Annotated in this window: 17 protein-coding genes; 14 read left to right on the top strand and 3 right to left on the bottom strand. The window is 62.1% G+C overall.

All coding sequences use genetic code 11. The features are described from left to right. Positions 1–23: 23 nt before the first annotated feature. From GGD57_RS11580 to GGD57_RS11550, 7 genes are all read left to right on the top strand, one after another. On the top strand, positions 24–842 hold the full coding sequence (locus GGD57_RS11580; RefSeq protein WP_184469800.1) for an ABC transporter permease: 819 nt from the start codon (positions 24–26) through the stop codon (positions 840–842). After that, the gene (locus GGD57_RS11575; RefSeq protein ID WP_184469798.1) at positions 839–1,663 is read left to right on the top strand and encodes an ABC transporter ATP-binding protein; all 825 of its coding nucleotides are present in this window, start codon (positions 839–841) and stop codon (positions 1,661–1,663) included. The genes GGD57_RS11580 and GGD57_RS11575 overlap by 4 nt, the downstream gene beginning before the upstream one ends. After that, positions 1,660–2,481, top strand: a complete 822-nt coding sequence (locus tag GGD57_RS11570) for an urea amidolyase associated protein UAAP1 (RefSeq protein WP_184469796.1) — start codon at positions 1,660–1,662, stop codon at positions 2,479–2,481. Before GGD57_RS11575 ends, GGD57_RS11570 begins: the two co-directional genes overlap by 4 nt. 10 nt (positions 2,482–2,491) lie before the next feature. Then, complete coding sequence (locus tag GGD57_RS11565) at positions 2,492–3,142, top strand: urea amidolyase associated protein UAAP2 (RefSeq protein ID WP_184469794.1); 651 nt, start codon at positions 2,492–2,494, stop codon at positions 3,140–3,142. 2 nt (positions 3,143–3,144) lie between these two features. Continuing rightward, positions 3,145–6,684 (top strand): urea carboxylase, encoded by a 3,540-nt coding sequence (gene uca / locus GGD57_RS11560; RefSeq protein WP_184469792.1) that lies wholly within the window; start codon positions 3,145–3,147, stop codon positions 6,682–6,684. Between the two features lie 3 nt (positions 6,685–6,687). Then, positions 6,688–8,499, top strand: coding sequence for an allophanate hydrolase (gene atzF, locus GGD57_RS11555; RefSeq protein ID WP_184469790.1), 1,812 nt, complete (start codon positions 6,688–6,690; stop codon positions 8,497–8,499). A gap of 261 nt (positions 8,500–8,760) precedes the next feature. After that, on the top strand, positions 8,761–9,558 hold the full coding sequence (locus GGD57_RS11550; protein ID WP_184469788.1) for a creatininase family protein: 798 nt from the start codon (positions 8,761–8,763) through the stop codon (positions 9,556–9,558). Between the two features lie 18 nt (positions 9,559–9,576). Here the strand turns inward: GGD57_RS11550 and GGD57_RS11545 are convergent, their stop codons facing one another. Next, on the bottom strand, positions 9,577–10,527 hold the full coding sequence (locus GGD57_RS11545) for a LysR substrate-binding domain-containing protein (protein ID WP_025418548.1): 951 nt from the start codon (positions 10,525–10,527) through the stop codon (positions 9,577–9,579). A 182-nt stretch (positions 10,528–10,709) separates the two neighbouring features. On the opposite strand from GGD57_RS11545, the gene GGD57_RS11540 reads away from it, so the two are divergent. From GGD57_RS11540 to GGD57_RS11515, 6 genes are all read left to right on the top strand, one after another. Continuing rightward, positions 10,710–11,726 (top strand): ABC transporter substrate-binding protein, encoded by a 1,017-nt coding sequence (locus GGD57_RS11540; protein ID WP_184470011.1) that lies wholly within the window; start codon positions 10,710–10,712, stop codon positions 11,724–11,726. 74 nt (positions 11,727–11,800) lie between these two features. Further along, a complete protein-coding gene (locus tag GGD57_RS11535; protein WP_184469786.1) occupies positions 11,801–12,625 on the top strand; it encodes an ABC transporter ATP-binding protein in 825 nt (274 codons plus the stop codon). Next, the gene (locus tag GGD57_RS11530; protein WP_184469784.1) at positions 12,625–13,467 is read left to right on the top strand and encodes an ABC transporter permease; all 843 of its coding nucleotides are present in this window, start codon (positions 12,625–12,627) and stop codon (positions 13,465–13,467) included. Before GGD57_RS11535 ends, GGD57_RS11530 begins: the two co-directional genes overlap by 1 nt. Continuing rightward, positions 13,467–14,780: a cytosine deaminase gene (locus GGD57_RS11525; RefSeq protein ID WP_184469782.1), complete on the top strand. Its 1,314-nt coding sequence runs from the start codon at positions 13,467–13,469 to the stop codon at positions 14,778–14,780. The genes GGD57_RS11530 and GGD57_RS11525 overlap by 1 nt, the downstream gene beginning before the upstream one ends. A 1-nt stretch (position 14,781) precedes the next feature. After that, positions 14,782–16,191 (top strand): FAD-binding oxidoreductase, encoded by a 1,410-nt coding sequence (locus GGD57_RS11520; protein ID WP_184469780.1) that lies wholly within the window; start codon positions 14,782–14,784, stop codon positions 16,189–16,191. After that, positions 16,188–16,769 carry an NAD(P)H-dependent oxidoreductase gene (locus tag GGD57_RS11515; protein WP_184469778.1) on the top strand — a complete coding sequence of 194 codons (582 nt, stop codon included), beginning with the start codon at positions 16,188–16,190 and terminating at the stop codon, positions 16,767–16,769. Before GGD57_RS11520 ends, GGD57_RS11515 begins: the two co-directional genes overlap by 4 nt. A 21-nt stretch (positions 16,770–16,790) precedes the next feature. Here GGD57_RS11515 and GGD57_RS11510 read toward each other — a convergent pair whose 3' ends face one another. Both GGD57_RS11510 and GGD57_RS11505 read right to left on the bottom strand, forming a co-directional pair. Further along, the gene (locus GGD57_RS11510) at positions 16,791–17,180 is read right to left on the bottom strand and encodes a RidA family protein (RefSeq protein WP_184469776.1); all 390 of its coding nucleotides are present in this window, start codon (positions 17,178–17,180) and stop codon (positions 16,791–16,793) included. Positions 17,181–17,322: 142 nt separating this feature from the next. Further along, on the bottom strand, positions 17,323–18,015 hold the full coding sequence (locus GGD57_RS11505) for a GntR family transcriptional regulator (protein WP_184469774.1): 693 nt from the start codon (positions 18,013–18,015) through the stop codon (positions 17,323–17,325). 338 nt (positions 18,016–18,353) lie between these two features. Between GGD57_RS11505 and GGD57_RS11500 the strand changes: the two genes are divergently transcribed. Continuing rightward, on the top strand, positions 18,354–19,481 hold the full coding sequence (locus GGD57_RS11500; RefSeq protein WP_184469772.1) for a BMP family ABC transporter substrate-binding protein: 1,128 nt from the start codon (positions 18,354–18,356) through the stop codon (positions 19,479–19,481). Position 19,482 lies beyond the last annotated feature (1 nt).

Raw genomic sequence — 19,482 nt, 5'->3', positions numbered from 1 at the left:
CCCTTCACCAGCGGAGCATTCCCATGCGTTGGATCAACACGAGGCCGAGCCGGGGCGCGCAATTCGCCCTGACGATGCTGCCCTTCGTGCTTCTCGCCCTTGCCTATGCCTTCGGCTCGGCCGTGCGACTGGCCGATAACGCCAATGACAAGCTTCTGCCGAGCCTTGCCGGCTTTGCCGATGCGATCAACCGTCTGGCCTTCGTCGCCGACCCGCGCACCGGCGAGTTTCTGCTCTGGTCGGACACGGGCGCGAGCCTCATCCGCCTGCTTGCCGGCCTCGGCATCTCGACGGCGATCGCGCTCGTTGTCGGCATGCTGATTGGCATGCTGCCCTATCTCAGAGCACTGCTTTCCCCTTTCGTCGCCGTGATCTCCATGGTGCCACCGCTGGCGCTGCTGCCCATTCTCTTCATCGTCATGGGGCTCGGCGAAACATCGAAAATTGCCCTCATCGTCATCGGCGTCGCACCGACGATGATCCGCGATCTGGCGCTGAAGGCGCTGGAATTGCCCCGCGAACAGATCGTCAAGGCCGAGACGCTCGGCGGCTCGTCCTGGCAGATCGGCCTGCGTGTCGTGCTGCCGCAGATCCTGCCGCGGCTGATCACCTGCCTCAGACTGCAGCTCGGCCCGGCCTGGCTGTTCCTGATCGCGGCCGAGGCGATCTCGTCGGATTCCGGCCTCGGCTACCGCATCTTCCTCGTCCGCCGCTATCTCTCGATGGATATCATCTTTCCCTATGTCGTCTGGATCACTCTGCTTGCCGTTGTCATGAACGCCCTGCTCGATCGCTTGCGCATCGCCGTCTTCCCCTGGTCCGAACTGGAGAAGCAGGCATGAGCGAACTGAAGATAGAAAGGGTCTGGAAGGAATATGGCGACCAGATCGTGCTCGAAAACGTATCCTTGACCGTCGCTTCGCGTGCCTTCGTCGCCCTTGTCGGCCCCTCCGGCTGCGGCAAGACCACCTTCCTGCGCATGCTGCTCGGCCAGGAGCAACCGACGAAGGGCAGGATCCTGCTCGACGGTGAAGCTCTGCCGCCGGAGCCGGGACCGGATCGCGGCGTCGTCTTCCAGCGCTATTCCGTCTTTCCGCATCTGACGGTGCTCGGCAATGTGCTGCTCGGCAAGGAATTTTTCGCCGTCCGCTACAAAGCCAAGCTCTTCGGGGCGGCACGCCGCAACGCCATCGAGGAAGCACGTGCGCTGATTGCCGAGGTCGGGCTCGCCGGTTCGGAGGGCAAATATCCGGCCCAGCTTTCCGGCGGCATGCAGCAGCGCCTGGCGCTCGCCCAGACGCTCATCATGAAGCCGAAGGTGCTGCTGCTCGATGAGCCCTTCGGCGCGCTCGATCCCGGCATCCGCGCCGAGATCCACACGCTGATGAAGCGGCTCTGGCATGAAACGCAGATGACCGTCGTCATGGTCACGCATGATATGCGCGAGGCTTTCACGCTGGCCAACCGCGTGGTCGCCTTCGAACGCCGCCGCGATCGGCCGGAAGAAAAGGAGCGCTACGGCGCCACCATCACCAAGGATATTTCCATCTGGCCGCCACGCCTTGCCGGCCAGTCATCGATCTTCAGCCCTGACCGGGACGGCCCGGTCTCTTCCCTGGGGCACAGCCGGGACGACCTGGCATCATCAGGAGAGACGCTATGATGCATGTGAGACGCTCGCCGGAAGAGATCGCCGCCAATCGCGCGCGCTACGAGGAGCACCAGAAGAAGGGTCTGGAATTCGCGCCCAAGGCGCTTCCCGGCCCAAGCCCGCTGCCGGCGCCGGCCATCGATGCTGCCGCCGTCATCCACCAGGAGACCATCCCCGGCGGCTGGTACTGGTCGACGAAACTCTTGCGCGGCGAGGCGATCCGCATAGATCAGGCAGAGAGCAATTCCACCGTGGCGCTTGTCGCCTGGAATGCCGGTGATACGAGCGAGCGGATCAATCTCGTCGATACCGCCAAGGTTCAATGGACGACGGCGCTCGGCAAGGGGCGTGTGATCTTCTCCGATATGGGCCGCGTCATGTTCTCGATGATCGAGGATAGTTCCGGCGCCCATGACTGCCTGATGGGCGGCTCGACGGCTGCCTCGAATGCCGCGAAATATCCGGGCGAGAAGATACGCAATACCCGCGACAATCTGATCCTCGTCGCCGTCAAGCTCGGCCTCGACAGGCGCGATATTCCCGGCATCCTCAACCTTTTCGCGCCCGTCCGCCTGGCCGAGGGCGGAAGTTTCGGCTGGCAGGGCAAGCGCTCCAACAGCGGCGACTATGTCGAACTGCGCGCCGAGATGGACATGCTGGTCGGCTTTTCCACTTGCCCTCATCCGCTCGATCCCGATCCCGCCTATCAGCCGAAGCCTGTCGTCATCACCCGCTACAAGGCGGCAATCCCGGCTGCTGACGATCTCTGCCGCACGGCAACGGCCGAAGCTGCGCGCGGTTTCGAAAACAACACCCTGATGCAGGCCTGAGGAGACGACGATGTCCGATTTCATTCAGACCTCCCCTGCCCGCAATCTGCAGAATGCCGCGCAGGATCATTTCATTCCGGCCGAAGCTCCTTGGTCCGGCATTGTGCGCAAGGGCCAGACGATCCGCATCGAAGACAGTCTTGGCCAGCAGGCGATCGACACGCTCTTCTACCGTGCCGATGATTTCTCCGAGCGCTATTCCAATCAGGATACGATGCGCATGCAGGGTGCTGCCTATATCGGCATCGGCACGAAGATCATGTCGAACGAAGGCAATGTCATGCTGACCATGACGGCCGACAGCTGCGGCCGTCATGATACGTCCGCCGGCGCCTGCTCCTGCGAGAGCAATACGGTGCGCTTCGGCCATGGCACGAAATACCTGCATGCCTGCCGCGACAACTTCGTCCTCGAGGTCAGCAAACACGGAATGGGCAAGCGCGACATCGTGCCCAACATCAATTTCTTCATGAACGTGCCGATCAGGCCGAATGGCGAGATGACGATCGTCGACGGCATTTCGGCGCCGGGCGACTATGTGGAACTCGTCGCGGAGATGGACGTGCTTTGCGTCATCTCCAACTGCCCACAGATCAACAACCCCTGCAACGGCTTCGATCCGACGCCGATCCGGGTGCTGATCTGGGACGGCGAGGACTGAGCATGTTCAAGAAAGTCCTGATCGCCAACCGGGGCGAAATCGCCATCCGGGTTATCAAGACGCTGCGACGGATGGGCATTGCCTCCGTCGCCGTCTATTCCGATGCCGACCGCTTCGCCAAGCCCGCAATGATGGCGGATGAGGCGATCCGTCTCGGACCGGCGCCTGCCGGCGAAAGCTATCTCAATGTCGACGCCGTCATTGCCGCCTGCAAGGCGACGGGGGCAGAGGCGGTGCATCCTGGATACGGCTTCCTGTCGGAAAATATCGGTTTTGCCGAACGCCTCGCTGCCGAAGGCATCACCTTCATCGGCCCGCGGCCCGAACACCTCTCGGCCTTCGGCCTGAAGCATACGGCCCGCGAACTCGCCAAGGCAAGCGGCGTGCCGCTGCTGCCCGGCACCGGCCTGCTGTCGAGCGCCGATGAAGCGCTTTCGGCGGCAGAGACGATCGGCTATCCCGTCATGCTGAAAAGCACGGCCGGCGGCGGCGGCATCGGCATGCAGCTCTGCGCAGATGCCGAAAGCCTGAAAGCGTCCTTCGAAAGCGTGCAGCGCACGGCGCGGGCAAGCTTCGGCGATGCGCGCGTCTATATCGAGCGTTTCGTCGCTGCAGCCCGTCATGTCGAAGTCCAGCTTTTCGGTGACGGCAAAGGCAAGGTGATGGCGCTTGGCGAGCGTGATTGCTCGCTGCAGCGGCGAAACCAGAAGGTGGTCGAGGAGACACCCGCTCCCGGCCTTTCCGCCGCAACCCGCGCCCGCCTGCACAAGGCGGCTGTCGATCTTGGTGCTGCGGTCTCCTACGAATCCGCCGGCACCGTGGAGTTCATCTATGATCCCCTGCGCGAGGAATTCTATTTCCTTGAGGTCAATACCCGCCTGCAGGTCGAACATCCCGTCACCGAAGCCGTGTTCGGGATCGACCTGGTCGAGTGGATGATCCGCCAGGCCGCGGGCGAGGACGTGCTGTCCGATGCGGAGGCTCTGCGGCCGAAAGGGGCGGCGATCGAAGTGCGCGTCTATGCCGAGATGCCGCATGCCGATTTCCGCCCGAGTGCCGGCCTGCTGACCGAGGTGGCGTTCCCCAGGGACGCACGCATCGACGGCTGGATCGAGACCGGCACTGATGTCACGCCCTTCTACGATCCCATGCTCGCCAAGGTGATCGTGTCGGCCGAGGATCGCCCGGCTGTGATCGAAAAGCTGAAGGCGGCACTTGCGGAAACATCGATATCGGGCATCGAAACCAATCTCGACTATCTCAGGGCCATCGCCAGCTCCGAACTTCTGGCAAGCGCCAAGGTGGCGACGACCGCGCTGCGCGATTTTTCCTTCGTGCCCGATGTCATCGAGGTGATCGCGCCGGGCGCACAATCGAGCCTCCAGGAACTGCCGGGCCGGCTTGGCCTCTGGCATGTCGGCGTGCCGCCGAGCGGCCCGATGGACGAGCGCTCCTTCCGTCACGCCAACCGTCTCGTCGGCAATGGTGACATGGTCGCAGCGCTGGAGCTGACGGTTTCCGGCCCGGTGCTGAAATTCCATACCGACACGGTGGTCGCACTTGCCGGCGCCGGGATGGCGATGAGCGTCGACGGCGTGAAACTGCCGCATGGCAAGGCCGTGACCATCCGCGCCGGTCAGATCCTCGCAATCGGCAGCATCGATGGACTGGGACAGCGGGCTTACCTCGCCGTGTCAGGCGGCTTTGCCGCGCCCGTCGTGCTCGGCTCGCGCGCCACCTTCGGGCTCGGCCAGTTCGGCGGCAACGCCACCGGCACGCTGAAGACCGGCCATGTGCTGCATCTTGCCCGTCAGGCGGCCACTGATGCGCCGAAGCCGGCAACCGAACCTGCGGAACTGACGCGCGAATGGCAGGTCGGCGTCGTCTACGGTCCGCATGGCGCGCCTGATTTCTTCCAGGATGGTGATATCGAGACGCTGTTTTCGACGAGTTACGAGGTGCATTTCAACAGCGCTCGCACCGGCGTTCGCCTGATCGGCCCAGCACCGAAATGGGCGCGCAGCGATGGCGGCGAAGCCGGTCTTCATCCCTCCAACCTGCATGACAATGCCTATGCGATCGGCGCTATCGATTTTACCGGCGACATGCCGATCATCCTCGGACCGGACGGGCCGAGCCTCGGCGGTTTCGTCTGCCCGGCGGTTATCGCCCGCGGTGAGCAGTGGAAGATGGGCCAGTTCAAGCCGGGCGATCGCATTCGCTTCCATCCCGTCGCGCGGCCCGAAGATCCCATCGCCGGTCCGGCCGTGCATCGGGCGAAGCAGGATGCCGGCTCGCCTATCGTCGGCAAGCGTGACGACGGGCCTGTCTCTGTCGTCTACCGCCGGCAGGGCGATGACAACCTGTTGGTCGAATACGGCCCGATGACGCTCGATATCGCCCTGCGGCTGCGGGTGCACCTGCTCATGCAGGCTGTCTCGCAGGCACGTCTGCCCGGCATCATCGATCTTACGCCCGGCATCCGCTCATTGCAGATCCATTATGACGGCACGACGCTGACCCGCAACCGCCTGCTCGGCCTGCTGGCCGAAATCGAGGCGAGCCTGCCTGCGGCCCAGGACGTCAAGGTGCCGAGCCGCATCGTCCATCTGCCGCTTTCCTGGAACGATCCGGATGCGGCACTTGCGATGCGCAAATATCAGGAACTCGTGCGTCCGAATGCGCCCTGGTGCCCTGACAACATCGAGTTCATCCGCCGCATCAACGGGCTGGCAGACGAACAGGCCGTGCGTGATGTCGTCTTCAATGCGAGCTACCTCGTGCTCGGCCTCGGCGACGTCTATCTCGGCGCGCCGGTGGCAACGCCGGTCGATCCACGTCATCGACTGGTGACGACGAAGTACAATCCGGCCCGCACATGGACGCCTGAAAATGCCGTCGGCATCGGTGGGGCCTATATGTGCATCTATGGCATGGAAGGTCCCGGCGGCTACCAGCTCTTTGGCCGCACTATTCAGGTATGGAACAGCTGGCGGCAGACGCCGGTCTTTGCCAAGGACAAACCGTGGCTGCTCGATTTCTTCGATCAGATTCGCTTCTTCCCGGTCAGCCATCAGGAATTGGCGGAAGCCCGCAGCGCCTTCCCGCATGGCGGCTATCCTGTCCGGATCGAGGAGACGGAGTTCTCCTACGCCGCCTACGAGCGGGAATTGCAGGCAAATGCAGCCTCCATCGCGACCTTCAAGACCCGCCAGCAGGCCGCCTTCGAGGCCGAACGCCAGCGTTGGAAGGAGGCGGGGCTCGACAGCTTCGTCACCGACGAGGGCACCGGCGAAAGCCCCGATGGAGATATCCCGGAAGGCTGCTTTGGTATTGCCAGCGCCGTGCCCGGCAATATCTGGAAACTGCTGGTGGAGCCCGGCGCACCGGTTGCAGCCGGCGATACGCTTGCCATTATCGAATCCATGAAGATGGAAATCAACGTCACCGCACATGCGCCGGGCCGCGTCCGCGACCTGCGTGCCGGCCCCGGCCGCAATGTCAAAGCGGGCGATATCATTGTTGTACTGGAGGAATGCTGAACCATGCTGCCGACTATTCTCGATCTGACCAGCCTTCGCGCAGCCTATGAAGCCGGCCAAAGCCCGCTCGACATTGTCGAGACCATCATTGTCCGTCGCGCAGCCTCGGAGGATCCCGCAATCTTCATCACGCCGACGCCGGATGAAGCGCTGCGGGCCGAAGCACGCGCCCTCATGGAACGGGCACCTGAGCCGAACAGCCTGCCGCTCTGGGGCATTCCGTTCGCGGTCAAGGACAATATCGATGTGGAGGGTCTGCCGACCACTGCCGCCTGCCCCGCTTTCGCCTATGATCCCGAGCGCGACGCAACCGTCGTTGCAAGACTGCGGGCTGCAGGCGCAATCGTGATCGGCAAGACCAATCTCGATCAGTTTGCGACCGGCCTCAACGGCACGCGCTCGCCTCACGGTGCGCCGCGTTCGGTCTTCGACAGGAGCTATGTGTCGGGCGGCTCGAGCTCCGGCTCGGCGGTTGCAGTCGCCTCGGGCCTGGCAAGCTTCGCGCTCGGCACCGACACGGCCGGTTCCGGACGCGTGCCGGCGGCCTTCAACAATCTCGTCGGTATCAAGCCGACACCGGGACTGGTGCCGAATGTCGGCGTCGTGCCTGCCTGCCGCAGCGTCGATGTCGTCACCGTCTTTGCTGCAACGGTCGGCGACGGCGTTGCGATCCGCAAGGTGATGGAGGGCTACGATGCCGCCGATCCGTTCTCGCGCAGGGCCGTTCCGTCCAGCCTGCCCGCCGCCGGCTTGCGGATCGGTGTGCTCGACGGAGCAGAACGGGAATTCTTCGGCAACAGCCATGTCGAAGCTCTCTATGATGCCGCAATCGAAAGAGCGCGCGCACTCGGCGCCACGATCGTGCCTTTCGACTACGCACCGTTCCGGCAGGCGGCAGAGCTGCTCTACAACGGCCCCTGGGTCGCCGAACGGCTGGCGGCGGTGAAGGATTTTATTGCAACCAATGCCGCCGACTTCGACCCGACGGTTCGCACCATCATCGAGGGCGCGAGAGCCTATGACGCGGTCGCCGCTTTCGAAGGCCGCTACAAGCTCGAAGCGCTGCGCCAGAAGACCGGGAAGGAATGGGAAAAGGCCGATATCCTGATGCTGCCGACCTCGCCGACCACCTATACGGTCGAAGAAATGATGGCGGATCCGATCGTGAAGAACGGCCAATTCGGCCGGTACACCAACTTCGTCAATCTGCTCGATTGCGCGGCGATCGCCGTTCCAGCCGGCTTCGACGCCAACGGTCATCTCCCGGCCGGCGTGACCCTGATCGGCCCCGCTTTCACCGATGACGCGCTTGCCTCCTTCGCCGATGCCATGCACCGGGCGGCAAACGCCGGCATGGGGCAGGACCGCAAGGCCGCCTTGCCGGAGGCAAGCCGGGTGGTGGCTCCAGCCGATGACTTCGTTCCGATCGTGGTCGTCGGCGCGCATCTGACGGATATGCCGCTGAACCATGAGCTGACGCGGGCGGGCGGTTACAGGTTGAAGACAGGACGCACGGATGGCAGCTACCGGCTCTTTGCCCTGCATGGCACGATCCCGCCCAAGCCGGGGCTGGTCCGTGATCCCAGCTTTGCGGGCAATGGCGTTGAGATCGAAGTCTGGGCCCTCCCACCGTCGGCATTCGCCCGTTTCGTGCAGAACATTCCGGCTCCGCTCGGTGTGGGCAAGATCACCCTCGACGATGGAAGTTGCCTGACCGGATTTCTCTGCGAGGGTCATGCCGTCACCGGCGGACGAGAGATCACCGGGTTCGGCGGCTGGCGCAACTATGTCAGCGCAACCAGTCCCGCAGCCTGAGGGGAGATGGGATGCAAAAACTTCTGTCAAAGGCCGCGCAGTTCGTTCTCAGGGGTCTCATTGCCAGGACCGGCGCGATATGGGCGGGTAAGCGATCGTGATAAATCGACATATGTGCCGCGCTTGCGACGAGCTGCACTCTTCAGAGAGCGACAGCTGCTTCACCAGCACCTAAAAGGCATCGGTATGGGCGCAAATTGATGCTTTTCGCGCGCAATGATTTTCCCTACTCCTGCTTGAAAAGCAACGAGAGGCGCGGCGATGGCAATGCCATTCTACTGGAACGAATTGAATAGCTCCGACTTCGCCGGACTTTCGCCCGACACAACCATCGCCATCCTGCCGATCGCCTCGACGGAACAGCACGGTCCGCACCTACCGATCGCGACCGACGTGGCGATCGCCAACGGCATGCTGGCTGAACTGAAAAAGCAGCAGCCGGACGACCTCGATTTCCTGGTCCTGCCGACGCAGGAGATCGGCAAGGCGAATGAACATATTTACGGGCCGGGGACGCTGTCGCTCTCCGCGGAGCTGCTCATTCCAGTCTGGACCGCGATCGGCGCCAAGGTTGCCGAAGCCGGCATCCGCAAGATGGTGATCGTCAATTCACATGGCGGCAATGTCGATATCATGAGCATCGTGGCGCGAGAGCTGCGCGTGCGCCACGCGATGGCCGCCGTCGCCACGCAATGGGGCCGCTTCGGCCATCCCGAGGGGATGATCAGCGACCACGAGCTGAAATACGGCATCCATGGCGGCGAAGTGGAAACGTCGCTCATGCTGCATTTCCGGCCTGATCTGGTGCGGATGGAGAAGGCGCAGAATTTCACCTCCAAGGCGGAATGGATGCGCGGCCAATCGAAATACATACAGCCATTGCCACCGCATTCGCTCGCCTGGATCGCCCACGACCTCAATCCCAACGGCGTCGTCGGCGACGCCTCGCTCGGGACAGCCGAAAAGGGCGAAGCGATCTGCCGTCATCAGGTCAAGGGTTTCATCGAATTGCTCTGCGACCTGAAGCGCTATCCGCTTTCCAATCTTTATTCGCAATAGGCCCGTCCGCAGATGGCCTCAGATCGCGACGGACCTTTCCATCGCGATATGCCCCTTGGCCTGCAGTTCCTGCACCAGGCCGGCGAGCTCGGCCAGGAGATATTCGACGAACAGGCTGGTGGCGGAATCGAGCGGGGTGCGGGCGCGGGCGAAAAGTTTCATCGTCTGGTGGCGCGCATGCGGCTCGGCGATCGGCCGGAAGACGAGTTCGCCCTGTCGGCATTCGGTGATCACGTCGAGCGGGTTCAGCATCGTCACCCCGGCCCCTGATTTGACCAGCTTCTTCAGCATCTCCGACGCATTGGTTTCCAGCACGGGCTCTATGTGCACGTCGAGGCGGGCCATCGCCAGATTGATCACGTCACGCAGGCTGGTGCCCTGTTGCGCCAAGACCAGGCGCTCCTGGACGATATCGGCAAGGTTGATCGGACCCGAAGCGATCAGCGGATGGCCGGGAGGCAGCACAACGCCGATCGGGATGTCGAAATTGCCGAGCGTGCGGATGCCGGGCGTCGCCGGAATGTTGAAGCCCAGGCCGATATCCACCTCGCCCGACAGCACCGGGTTGACCGTCATCGTTCCCGCATCATTGCGCAGCTGCATGAAGACGCGCGGATGCTCCGACTGGAACCGGGCGATGATCTCGGGCAGCGGGCCGGCGGCCAGGCCCACCGTCGTCACCAGGCGGATCTTGCCAGCTTGCTGCGTTCTGAGGCTGCGAATGCGGCTCTCCAGCCGCTCGTAATTCTTCAAGACCTCGCGAATATGCTCGATGCAGAGTTCGCCGGCCGCCGTCAGGCGCAGGCCGCGCGGCAGGCGTTCGAAGAGGGGCGCGCCGATTTCCTCCTCCAGCGCCAGGATTTGCCGGTTGATCGCCGAAGACGCCACATTCAGCCGCGCTGCCGCCTTGCGGATCGAGCCGGCTCGGGCGATCTCGTTGATGTAGAGAAGCTTTCTGGAATGCAGCATCGCAACCTCTTTGCATAAAAATAGAGCAGGCAGCACAAATTAGGCACAGGCTTTCGGTGGGATGCCGAAAAGGCATCATTGCGCACGAAATTTGATGCTTTTCAAAGAGCAAAGCAATCGCTCCTATGAAGAAAATCCGACGTCGCCACGGGCGTTGCGAACTCAGAAGGGGAACGTTGATGATGCGCATTGCACAGAAGAATACGGTCTTTTCCGCACTCGTCGGCCTTGGCGGTGCGCTTGGCGCTGCCGTCTCGGCGCAGGCGGCAGACAAGGTAAGCTATGGCACGAACTGGCTGGCGCAGGCCGAGCATGGCGGCTTCTACCAGGCGGTCGCCGACGGCACCTATGCCAAACACGGCCTCGACGTCACCATCGTCCAGGGCGGCCCGAATGCCGCCAACAGCGCCCTGCTCATCTCCGGCAAGATCGATTTCTACATGGGCGGTCCGCAGGGCGAAATCTCGGCGGTCGAACAGGGCATTCCGCTCGTCGACGTCGCGGCGATCTTCCAGAAGGATCCGCAGGTGCTGATCGCGCATCCCGATGCCGGCATCGACAAATTCGAAGATCTCGCCAAGCTCAAGACCCTGTTTCTCGGCAAGGACGGCTATCTCACCTATTTCGAATGGATGAAGGCGAACTTCAAGGGCTTCAGGGACGAGCAGTACAAGCCCTACAATTTCAGCCCGGCGCCATTCCTCGCCGACAAGGATTCCGCGCAGCAGGGCTACCTCACGTCCGAGCCCTACGAGATCCAGAAGCAGGCCGGCTTCGAGCCGAAAGTCTTCCTGCTCGCCGATAACGGCTATTCCCCCTATTCGACTATGATCACCACCACCCAGACGATGATCGACAGCAAGCCCGATGTCGTCCAGCGCTTCGTCGATGCCTCGATCGAGGGCTGGTACAATTATCTCTATGGCGACAACAGCAAGGCGAACGCGCTGATCAAGAAGGACAATCCCGAAATGACGGATGGCCAGATCGCCTATTCCATCGCCAAGATGAAGGAATACGGGATCATCGAATCCGGCGACAGCCTCGACAAGGGCATCGGCTGCATCACCGATGCGCATTACAAGGCGTTCTTCACCGAAATGGTCGATATCAAGGTGTTCAAGCCGGAGACGGATTACACCAAGGCGTTCACGACGAAATTCGTCTGCAAGAACACCGGCGTGGCGCTGAAGAAATAGGCTGGCCGAACGCCGGCGAGCATCCGCCGCAGATGCGGCGGATCGCATCCTCTCCCCAGTGAATGAGACAGGCAATGCCTTTAGCCGAAGCCCAGGCCTTATCCCCGAAGGAGACGCGCACGCGGCCGTTGGTCGTCATGCGTTCGGTCTCGAAAGTCTTTTCCAGCGGAACGGTGGCGCTTTCAGACATGTCGCTCACCGTCGAAAGCGGCGAATTCGTCAGCCTGCTCGGCCCGTCCGGCTGCGGCAAGTCGACGGCGCTGCGTATCATCGCCGGCCTCGGCGACGTTACCTCGGGTGCAATCGATTGGCCGAGCTCGCGCATCAATGCCCGCGGCCTGCCGGACGGCGATGTCGGCTTCGTCTTCCAGGAGCCGACGCTGATGCCGTGGAAGAACGTGTTCGACAATGTCCACCTGCCGCTGAGGCTGAGGCGCGTTTCGAAGGCTGCGGCGCATGACCAGATCATGGAGGTGCTGACCACCGTCGGCCTCCAGGATTTCGCCAAGGCCTATCCGCGCGAACTGTCCGGCGGCATGAAGATGCGCGTCTCGATTGCCCGCGCGCTGGTGACGAAACCGAAGCTACTGTTGATGGATGAGCCCTTCGCGGCGCTCGACGAAATCAGCCGGCAGAAGCTCAACGACGACGTGCTGCGGCTTTGGCAGAGTACCGGCATTACCGTCATCTTCGTCACTCATTCGGTCTTCGAGTCCGCCTATCTCTCGAGTCGCATCGTCGTGATGAAGGCAAGACCCGGCCGCGTGCATGCCGACGTTCCGCTGGCCACCAGCCGCGAACGCGACGCCCATTACCGCACCTCGGAAGAATATCGCAAAGCCTGCGAAACGGTGTCGCATTCGCTGATCGGCGCCATCAACGCGGCGGGAGGTCAGTGATGAGCGACGAAACCGATGCACCACCGCTGCTTCTGAAAGGCACGGCAAGCGCCGGGCGCCGTGATCTGGCGCTGCGCATTTCCATCCCCATCCTCGTCATCGCCCTCTTGATCCTGGTCTGGTACCTCTATGTGAAACTGTCAGGCGTCCCGCCCTACATCCTGCCCGGGCCGGCCGCCGTTGCCAACGCCCTGGTGAGCGACTGGGGCACGCTCGCCCCCGCCCTCTGGGTCACCACCAAGATCACCTTCCTGTCGCTGATGCTGGCGCTTGCAGGCGGCGTCGGTTTTGCGATCTTCCTCGTGCAGTCGCGCTGGATCGAACTCGCCTTCTATCCGCTCGCGGTCATCCTGCAGGTAACGCCGGTCGTGGCGATCTCGCCGCTGATCCTGGTCTATGCGCCGTCGACCCAGGTGGCGCTGCTGATCTGCGCTTTCCTCGTCGCCTTTTTCCCGATCCTATCGAATATGGTCCAGGGGCTGAAAAGCGTCGACCACAACCTCATCAACCTGTTCGAACTCTACGGTGCCTCTCGCTGGCAGACGCTGTTCTTTCTCAAGCTGCCGGCCGCGCAGCCCTATTTCATGACCGGACTCAGGATCGGCGGCGGCCTTGCCCTGATTGCCGCCGTCGTCGCGGAATTTGCCGCGGGTTCAGCGGGCGCCGGCTCCGGGCTCGCCTTCCGGCTGCTCGAAGCACAGTATCGGCTCAACATCCCGCGCCTCTTTGCGGCGCTGCTGATGCTCTCCCTGCTCGGCGTCGCGATCTTCGCCGTCACCTCGTTCATTTCGTGGCTTGCCCTGCACCGCTGGCACGAGAGCAGCCTGAAACGGGAAAACTGATGAGCTATTCCTTCATTTCGCCACCCAATGCCGGCCGCTTCGTGCTGAGCAATGCGACGCTGCCTGCCGCCGCCGTCGCCGGTTATGAGGCGCCGGTTGTCGAGGGGCTTGTCAGGGCCGATATCGTCATCGCCGACGGTATGATTTCCGCCCTGCTGCCGCCGGGCGAAGCGCCCGTCGAACTGGCGAAGTCCGATCTGAAGGAGGGCATGGTCTGGCCCTGCTTCGCCGACATGCATACGCATCTCGACAAGGGCCACATCTGGCCGCGCAACGCCAATCCGGACGGCACTTTCCCGGGAGCGCTGGAGGCCGTGCGCACAGATAGAGAGGCGAACTGGTCGGCTGCCGACGTGAAGAAGCGCATGGAATTTTCCCTGCGCTGCGCCTACGCGCACGGCACCAGCCTGATCCGGACCCATCTGGATTCTCTTGCGCCGCAGCACCGCATCTCCTTCGAGGTCTTTGCCGAGATGCGCGATGTCTGGAAGGACAGGATCGCTTTGCAGGCGGTGGCGCTCTTTCCGTTGGAGAACATGGCGGACACGGCCTATTTCGCCGATCTCGTCGCCCTGATCCGCGAAAAGGGCGGGCTGATCGGCGGCGTCACCCGGATGAGCGCCGATCTCGACAGCCAGCTCGACACGCTGTTCAGAGCCGCGGCCGATAACGGCCTCGATGTCGATCTTCATGTTGACGAGACCGACGATCCGGCGGCAGAAACCCTGAAGGCGATCGCGCAAGCCGTGCTGCGCAACCGCTTCGGCGGCAAGGTCACATCAGGCCATTGCTGCTCGCTTTCCCGCCAGGACGGGGAAACCGCAAAACGCACGGTCGAGCTCGTCGCTGAGGCAGGTCTTGCTATCGTCTCGCTGCCGATGTGCAACCTCTATTTGCAAGACCGCTATCCCGGCCGCACACCGCGCTGGCGCGGCGTCACACTTTTCCACGAACTGGCGGCGGCGGGCGTTGCAACCGCCGTCGCCTCCGACAATACCCGCGATCCCTTCTACGCCTATGGCGATCTCGACCCGGTGGAAGTGTTCCGTGAGGCGGTCCGCATTCTGCATCTCGACCATCCCCTGGATACGGCCGCGCGGGTCATCACCACCTCGCCCGCCGATATTCTCGGCCGGCCCGATATGGGACGCATCGCCGTCGGCACTGCTGCCGACCTCGTGCTCTTCAGCGCCAGGCGCTGGAGCGAATTTCTTTCCCGTCCGCAGTCCGATCGCGTCGTCCTTCGCCGCGGCAAGGTGATCGACCGCAGCCTGCCGGACTATCGTGAACTCGACAGCGTCGTTGGAGCCTGACATGCCGGATTATCAGATGATCAAAAAGGAACTCGAAGGCATCGCCATCGAAGACAATCCGGCGCTGGTGCGCCAGAAGAGCCGCGATTTCTACTGGTATTCGCCGATCCTGAAAGCGCAGCTCGACAACGTGACGGCCGATCTCGTCGTCACGCCGAAAAACGAAGACGAGGTCATCCGGACGTTGAAGGTCGCCTTCGCCCACGGCGCGCCGGTCACGCCCCGCGGTGGCGGCACCGGCAATTACGGCCAGGCGATGCCGCTCTCCGGCGGGATCGTGCTGAACCTTGCGGTCATGGACAAGATCAAGGAAATCCATCCCGGCCGGGTGATCTGCGAGCCCGGCATCATCATTGCCCAGCTCGACAGGCAGACCAAGGCCCATTCCGGCCAGGAACTGCGGTTCCACCCCTCGACGGCGCAGATGGCGACCGTCGGCGGTTTCATCGCCGGCGGCTCCGGTGGCGTCGGCTCGATCACCTGGGGCGGGTTGCGCGATCTCGGCAATATTCTGCGCCTGCGCGTCGTCACCATGGAGGCAGAGCCGCGCGTGCTCGATCTCACCGGTTGGGATCTGCAGAAGGTCAGCCATGCATACGGCACCAACGGCGTCATCACCGAGGTCGAAATGCCGCTGGCGCCCGCTTATGACTGGGTCGACGTTCTCGTCGGCTATGACGACTTCATGGCGTGCGTGCGCTTTTCGGATGCGCTTGCCAAATGCAACGGCATCCTTGTCAAGGAAATCGCCCCGATCGCCGCTCCGATCCCGCACGACTATTTCACCCGCCACAAGCCCTATATCCGCAAGGGGCAGTCGGTGGTGGTGCTGATGATCGCGCCGCATGCGATGGATGCCTTCCTCGCCTTCACCTCGGCCCACAAGGGCGAGGTCATCTTCCGCTCCGACAAGGTCGAGAGCATGAAGGGCATTCCGCATGCCTATGAACTCGCCTGGAACCATACGACGCTACGGGCGCTGAAGGTCGATCCCGGCTTCACCTATCTGCAGGTCCAGTACCCGGGCCCGGATCACGTGGCCAAGGTGGCCAGGATGGTGGAGATCTTCGGCGACGAGGTTCCCGGTCATCTCGAATTCATCCGCTTCGACGGGCAGATCCAGTGCTCGGGTCTGCCGCTGGTGCGCTACACCACCGAGGAGCGGCTCGAGGAGATTATCAAGATCCACCAGGATCACGGCTGCCCGATCTTCAATCCGCACCGCTATACGCTGGAGGAAGGCGGCATGAAGCGCACCGACAAGGTGCAACTCGCCTTCAAGCACGAAACCGACCCCAAGGGGCTTCTGAACCCCGGCAAGATGATCGCCTGGGAAAACCCGGACTTCGATTTCGATGCCGGCAAGAACTATCTCTTCCCCGGCGTTGCGAGCGTCATGGAGGCTTCATGAGGGTTCTCGTGCTGCATTCGCATCCGGTGGAGGAAAGCTACGGCAAGGCGCTCTACCAACAGACGCTGGAAAGCCTGCGCAAGGGCGGCCACGAGGTGGATGGATGCGATCTTTATGCCGAGAATTTCGATCCCGTCCTTTCCCGGCATGACCGGCTCACCTACCACGACTATCCCGGCAATACCGAGCTGGTGAAATCCTATGTCGAGCGGCTGAAGCAGGCCGAAGGGTTGGTGCTGGTGACGCCGGTCTGGAATTTCGGTTTCCCGGCGATCCTCAAAGGCTATTTCGACCGCGTCTGGCTTCCGGGCGTCTCCTTCGAACTCGTCGACGGCAAGGTGGAATCGCGGCTGCGCCATATCAGCAAGCTCGCCGCCGTGCTGACGTATGGAGCAACGCCATTGCGCGCTTTCGTCGCCGGCAACCCGCCGAAGAAGATCGTCAAGCGCGTGCTGAGAGCCCAGATCAACCCGCTGCGGCCTGTCACCTTCCTTGCTCATTACGATATGAACAAATGTACGCCTGAAACGCGGGCAAGGTTTCTGGCGAAGGTGAAGACGTCGATGGAACGGTTCTGAAGCCTATCGCGCCACCGGGCGTCATAAGACTTTGGCGGCTGTGACCTCAACTTCGACGAGGAAATCCGGCCGGGTGAAGCCGGCGACGATGATCAATGTCGAGACGGGCTTCGGGTCGAGCGTGTAACGATCGCGCACCGCCATATAGGTTGGGAAATCCTCCCGTTTCGTCACGAACCCGGAAATGCGGATGACGTCCGCAAAACTCATCTCCGCATCGGCAAGAATGGCCTTGATCGCTTCGAAGCATAGCTCGGCCTGTTTGCCGATGTCTTCCGGCACCTCGTCGTCGAGACCGATGCCGAGCTGACCTGAGGTGACGAGCAGCGAAGCGCCCGGCGGCACAAGCAACCCATGATTATAATTTCCGAATGGACGGCGGATCGAGGGCGGATTGAAAATCTTCTTCATCGGCATTTCCTCGTAAAAACAAAAAGTTGGAGCGGTTCGGTGTTTTCAAGAAAACCTGAACCGCTCTAAGGGGAAGACGACGCGTCATTCCATTTGTTGGATCAGGAGAGCGGGAACGGGGCGAGGATGAGCGTGCGCGCCCTCAGGTGCTTCGCGCGCCCGGCTCGCCGGTTGCGACAAACACCGCGCTCGCATCGCTGACCATCTCCACATGGGAATAGGCTGCCTGCGCGGCAGCAGTGCCGTCCGCGCGCATGATCGCGATCACGATCCGGCCATGTTCCTCGTAGGATTTTGCCAAGCGGCCGGGCAGCCGAAACTGCGCCCGTCGAAATGGGGCGAGCCGTGCCCGCGTCTGCGTCACCATCTCGAAGATATGATCATTATGCGCGCCGCGATAAAGGCGGGTATGGAATTCGGTGTTGTGAGCCGCATAGTCCTCTTCCGCGCCGGTATGCACCAGCTTCATCGATGCCTTGTGCTCCAGCTCCAGCGTGCGCCGCTCATCCACCGTCATGCGCTCGGCCGAGAGCCTGGCGCAGATGGCTTCGAGTTCCGCCATCGCCTCGAACATGGAATGCAGATAGGTTTCGGTCACGGTGGTGACGACGGCGCTGCGGTTCGGCTCCCGGTCGACAAGCCCCATCGCACCGAGTTCACGAAGCGCTTCGCGCACCGGTGTGCGCGACACTTCAAAACGACCAGCCAGCGAAACTTCATCGAGCTTCTCGCCCGGCAGCATCTGCCCGGTGACGATCATGTCGGCGATCGCCCGCACCATCTGCTCGACGGTCGTTCCTGCCCTGATGATTTCTCTGCGCCTGACTTGCTTCAAGGAATGATTCTACATTGCAATGGTTGCATACACATGCCCGCTCAAGCCGGCAAAGTCAAACGCCAGTATATATAGTTGATGTTGTTGGCAAAAATGTATTTTTCTCTGCCGACATATTCAACGTTTAAGCGCAACGACGCAGATATCGGACGATTTTATAGGCTGTGCATATTTTTTCATCTAATTCCAAGATGAAATTGCATGCACTTTTCAGGCGTCGGCCGAAATAAAAAGAATTTAACTCATAAAATCAGCATAATAAAATCTGGCATGACCATTGCATACACTTTTCTGTAACCAATTGAAAACGGCGAAACCGCCGTCAGGGGAGCATTCCGATGACCAGACTCCTTTCCATGAAACGACGCCATTTCCTTCAGGCTTCCGCCGCCGCCACTCTCGTCGGCGCTGCACCCGGCCTCCTCTCCTCGCGTGCGTTCGCACAGACGGCTCTCACCGTCGGCTTCATCTATGTCGGCCCCAAGGATGACTATGGCTACAACCAGGCGCATGCCGAGGGGGCCGCTGCCATAAAGGCGATGCCTGGCATCACCGTCGTCGAAGAAGAGAATGTGCCCGAAACTGTCGACGTGCAGAAGACGATGGAATCGATGATCAATCTCGACGGCGCCACCCTGCTCTTCCCGACCTCCTTCGGCTATTTCGATCCGCATATGCTGGCCATGGCCGCCAAATATCCCGATATCCAGTTCCGTCATTGTGGCGGGATGTGGCAGGAGGGCAAGCATCCGGCCAATACCGGCTCCTATTTCGGTTATATTTTCCAGGGGCAGTATCTGAACGGCATCGCCGCCGGCCATGCGACGAAGAGCAAGAAGATCGGCTTCGTCGCCGCCAAGCCGATCCCGCAGGTGCTGCAGAATATCAACGCATTCCTCCTTGGCGCACGCGCAGTCGACCCGACCATTACCTGCCAGGTGATTTTCACCGGCGAGTGGTCGCTCGCCGTCAAGGAGGCGGAAGCCACCAACGCGCTGGTCGACCAGGGCGCCGACGTCATCACCTGCCATGTCGACAGCCCGAAGGTGGTTGTCGAAACGGCCGCCGGCCGCGGCGCCTTCGTCTGCGGCTACCACGCCAATCAGAGCCCGCTTGCACCGGAGAAATATCTCACAGGCGCCGAATGGGCCTGGGGCAATGTCTATGGCGACTTCGTCAAGAAGGCACAGGCCGGCGAGAAGCTCGGCAACTTCGTGCGTGGCGGCCTGAAGGACGGTTTCGTGAAGATGAGCGCGCTCGGTCCCGGCGTTTCCGAGGCAGGCCGCAAGGCATTCGAGGCGACGCATGCCGAGATGATGACGGGTGGCTTCTCGGTCTTCAAGGGACCGCTGAAGGACAACAAGGGCAACGCTGTCGTCACGGCCGACAAGGCCTATGCGGAAGATGCGATCGAGCTCGAAAGCATGAACTATCTGGTCGAGGGTGTCGTCGGGTCGACGGCCTAAA

It is taken from the genome of Rhizobium esperanzae, assembly GCF_014197615.1.
GTDB lineage: Bacteria > Pseudomonadota > Alphaproteobacteria > Rhizobiales > Rhizobiaceae > Rhizobium > Rhizobium esperanzae_A.
The sequence above is the reverse complement of the archived record's forward strand: the minus strand, read 5'-3'. Positions and strand labels throughout refer to the sequence as shown.

What these genes read in the sequence shown, in the direction of transcription:
- GGD57_RS11525 (WP_184469782.1), top strand. Translation starts at nt 13,467, where the DNA reads ATGAGCTATTCCTTCATTTCGCCACCCAATGCCGGCCGCTTCGTGCTG.
- GGD57_RS11515 (WP_184469778.1), top strand. Translation starts at nt 16,188, where the DNA reads ATGAGGGTTCTCGTGCTGCATTCGCATCCGGTGGAGGAAAGCTACGGC.
- GGD57_RS11540 (WP_184470011.1), top strand. Translation starts at nt 10,710, where the DNA reads ATGCGCATTGCACAGAAGAATACGGTCTTTTCCGCACTCGTCGGCCTT.
- GGD57_RS11565 (WP_184469794.1), top strand. Translation starts at nt 2,492, where the DNA reads ATGTCCGATTTCATTCAGACCTCCCCTGCCCGCAATCTGCAGAATGCC.
- GGD57_RS11550 (WP_184469788.1), top strand. Translation starts at nt 8,761, where the DNA reads ATGGCAATGCCATTCTACTGGAACGAATTGAATAGCTCCGACTTCGCC.
- GGD57_RS11545 (WP_025418548.1), bottom strand. Translation starts at nt 10,527, where the DNA reads ATGCTGCATTCCAGAAAGCTTCTCTACATCAACGAGATCGCCCGAGCC.
- GGD57_RS11535 (WP_184469786.1), top strand. Translation starts at nt 11,801, where the DNA reads ATGCCTTTAGCCGAAGCCCAGGCCTTATCCCCGAAGGAGACGCGCACG.
- GGD57_RS11575 (WP_184469798.1), top strand. Translation starts at nt 839, where the DNA reads ATGAGCGAACTGAAGATAGAAAGGGTCTGGAAGGAATATGGCGACCAG.
- uca (WP_184469792.1), top strand. Translation starts at nt 3,145, where the DNA reads ATGTTCAAGAAAGTCCTGATCGCCAACCGGGGCGAAATCGCCATCCGG.
- GGD57_RS11580 (WP_184469800.1), top strand. Translation starts at nt 24, where the DNA reads ATGCGTTGGATCAACACGAGGCCGAGCCGGGGCGCGCAATTCGCCCTG.
- GGD57_RS11530 (WP_184469784.1), top strand. Translation starts at nt 12,625, where the DNA reads ATGAGCGACGAAACCGATGCACCACCGCTGCTTCTGAAAGGCACGGCA.
- GGD57_RS11510 (WP_184469776.1), bottom strand. Translation starts at nt 17,180, where the DNA reads ATGAAGAAGATTTTCAATCCGCCCTCGATCCGCCGTCCATTCGGAAAT.
- GGD57_RS11570 (WP_184469796.1), top strand. Translation starts at nt 1,660, where the DNA reads ATGATGCATGTGAGACGCTCGCCGGAAGAGATCGCCGCCAATCGCGCG.
- GGD57_RS11500 (WP_184469772.1), top strand. Translation starts at nt 18,354, where the DNA reads ATGACCAGACTCCTTTCCATGAAACGACGCCATTTCCTTCAGGCTTCC.
- GGD57_RS11520 (WP_184469780.1), top strand. Translation starts at nt 14,782, where the DNA reads ATGCCGGATTATCAGATGATCAAAAAGGAACTCGAAGGCATCGCCATC.
- atzF (WP_184469790.1), top strand. Translation starts at nt 6,688, where the DNA reads ATGCTGCCGACTATTCTCGATCTGACCAGCCTTCGCGCAGCCTATGAA.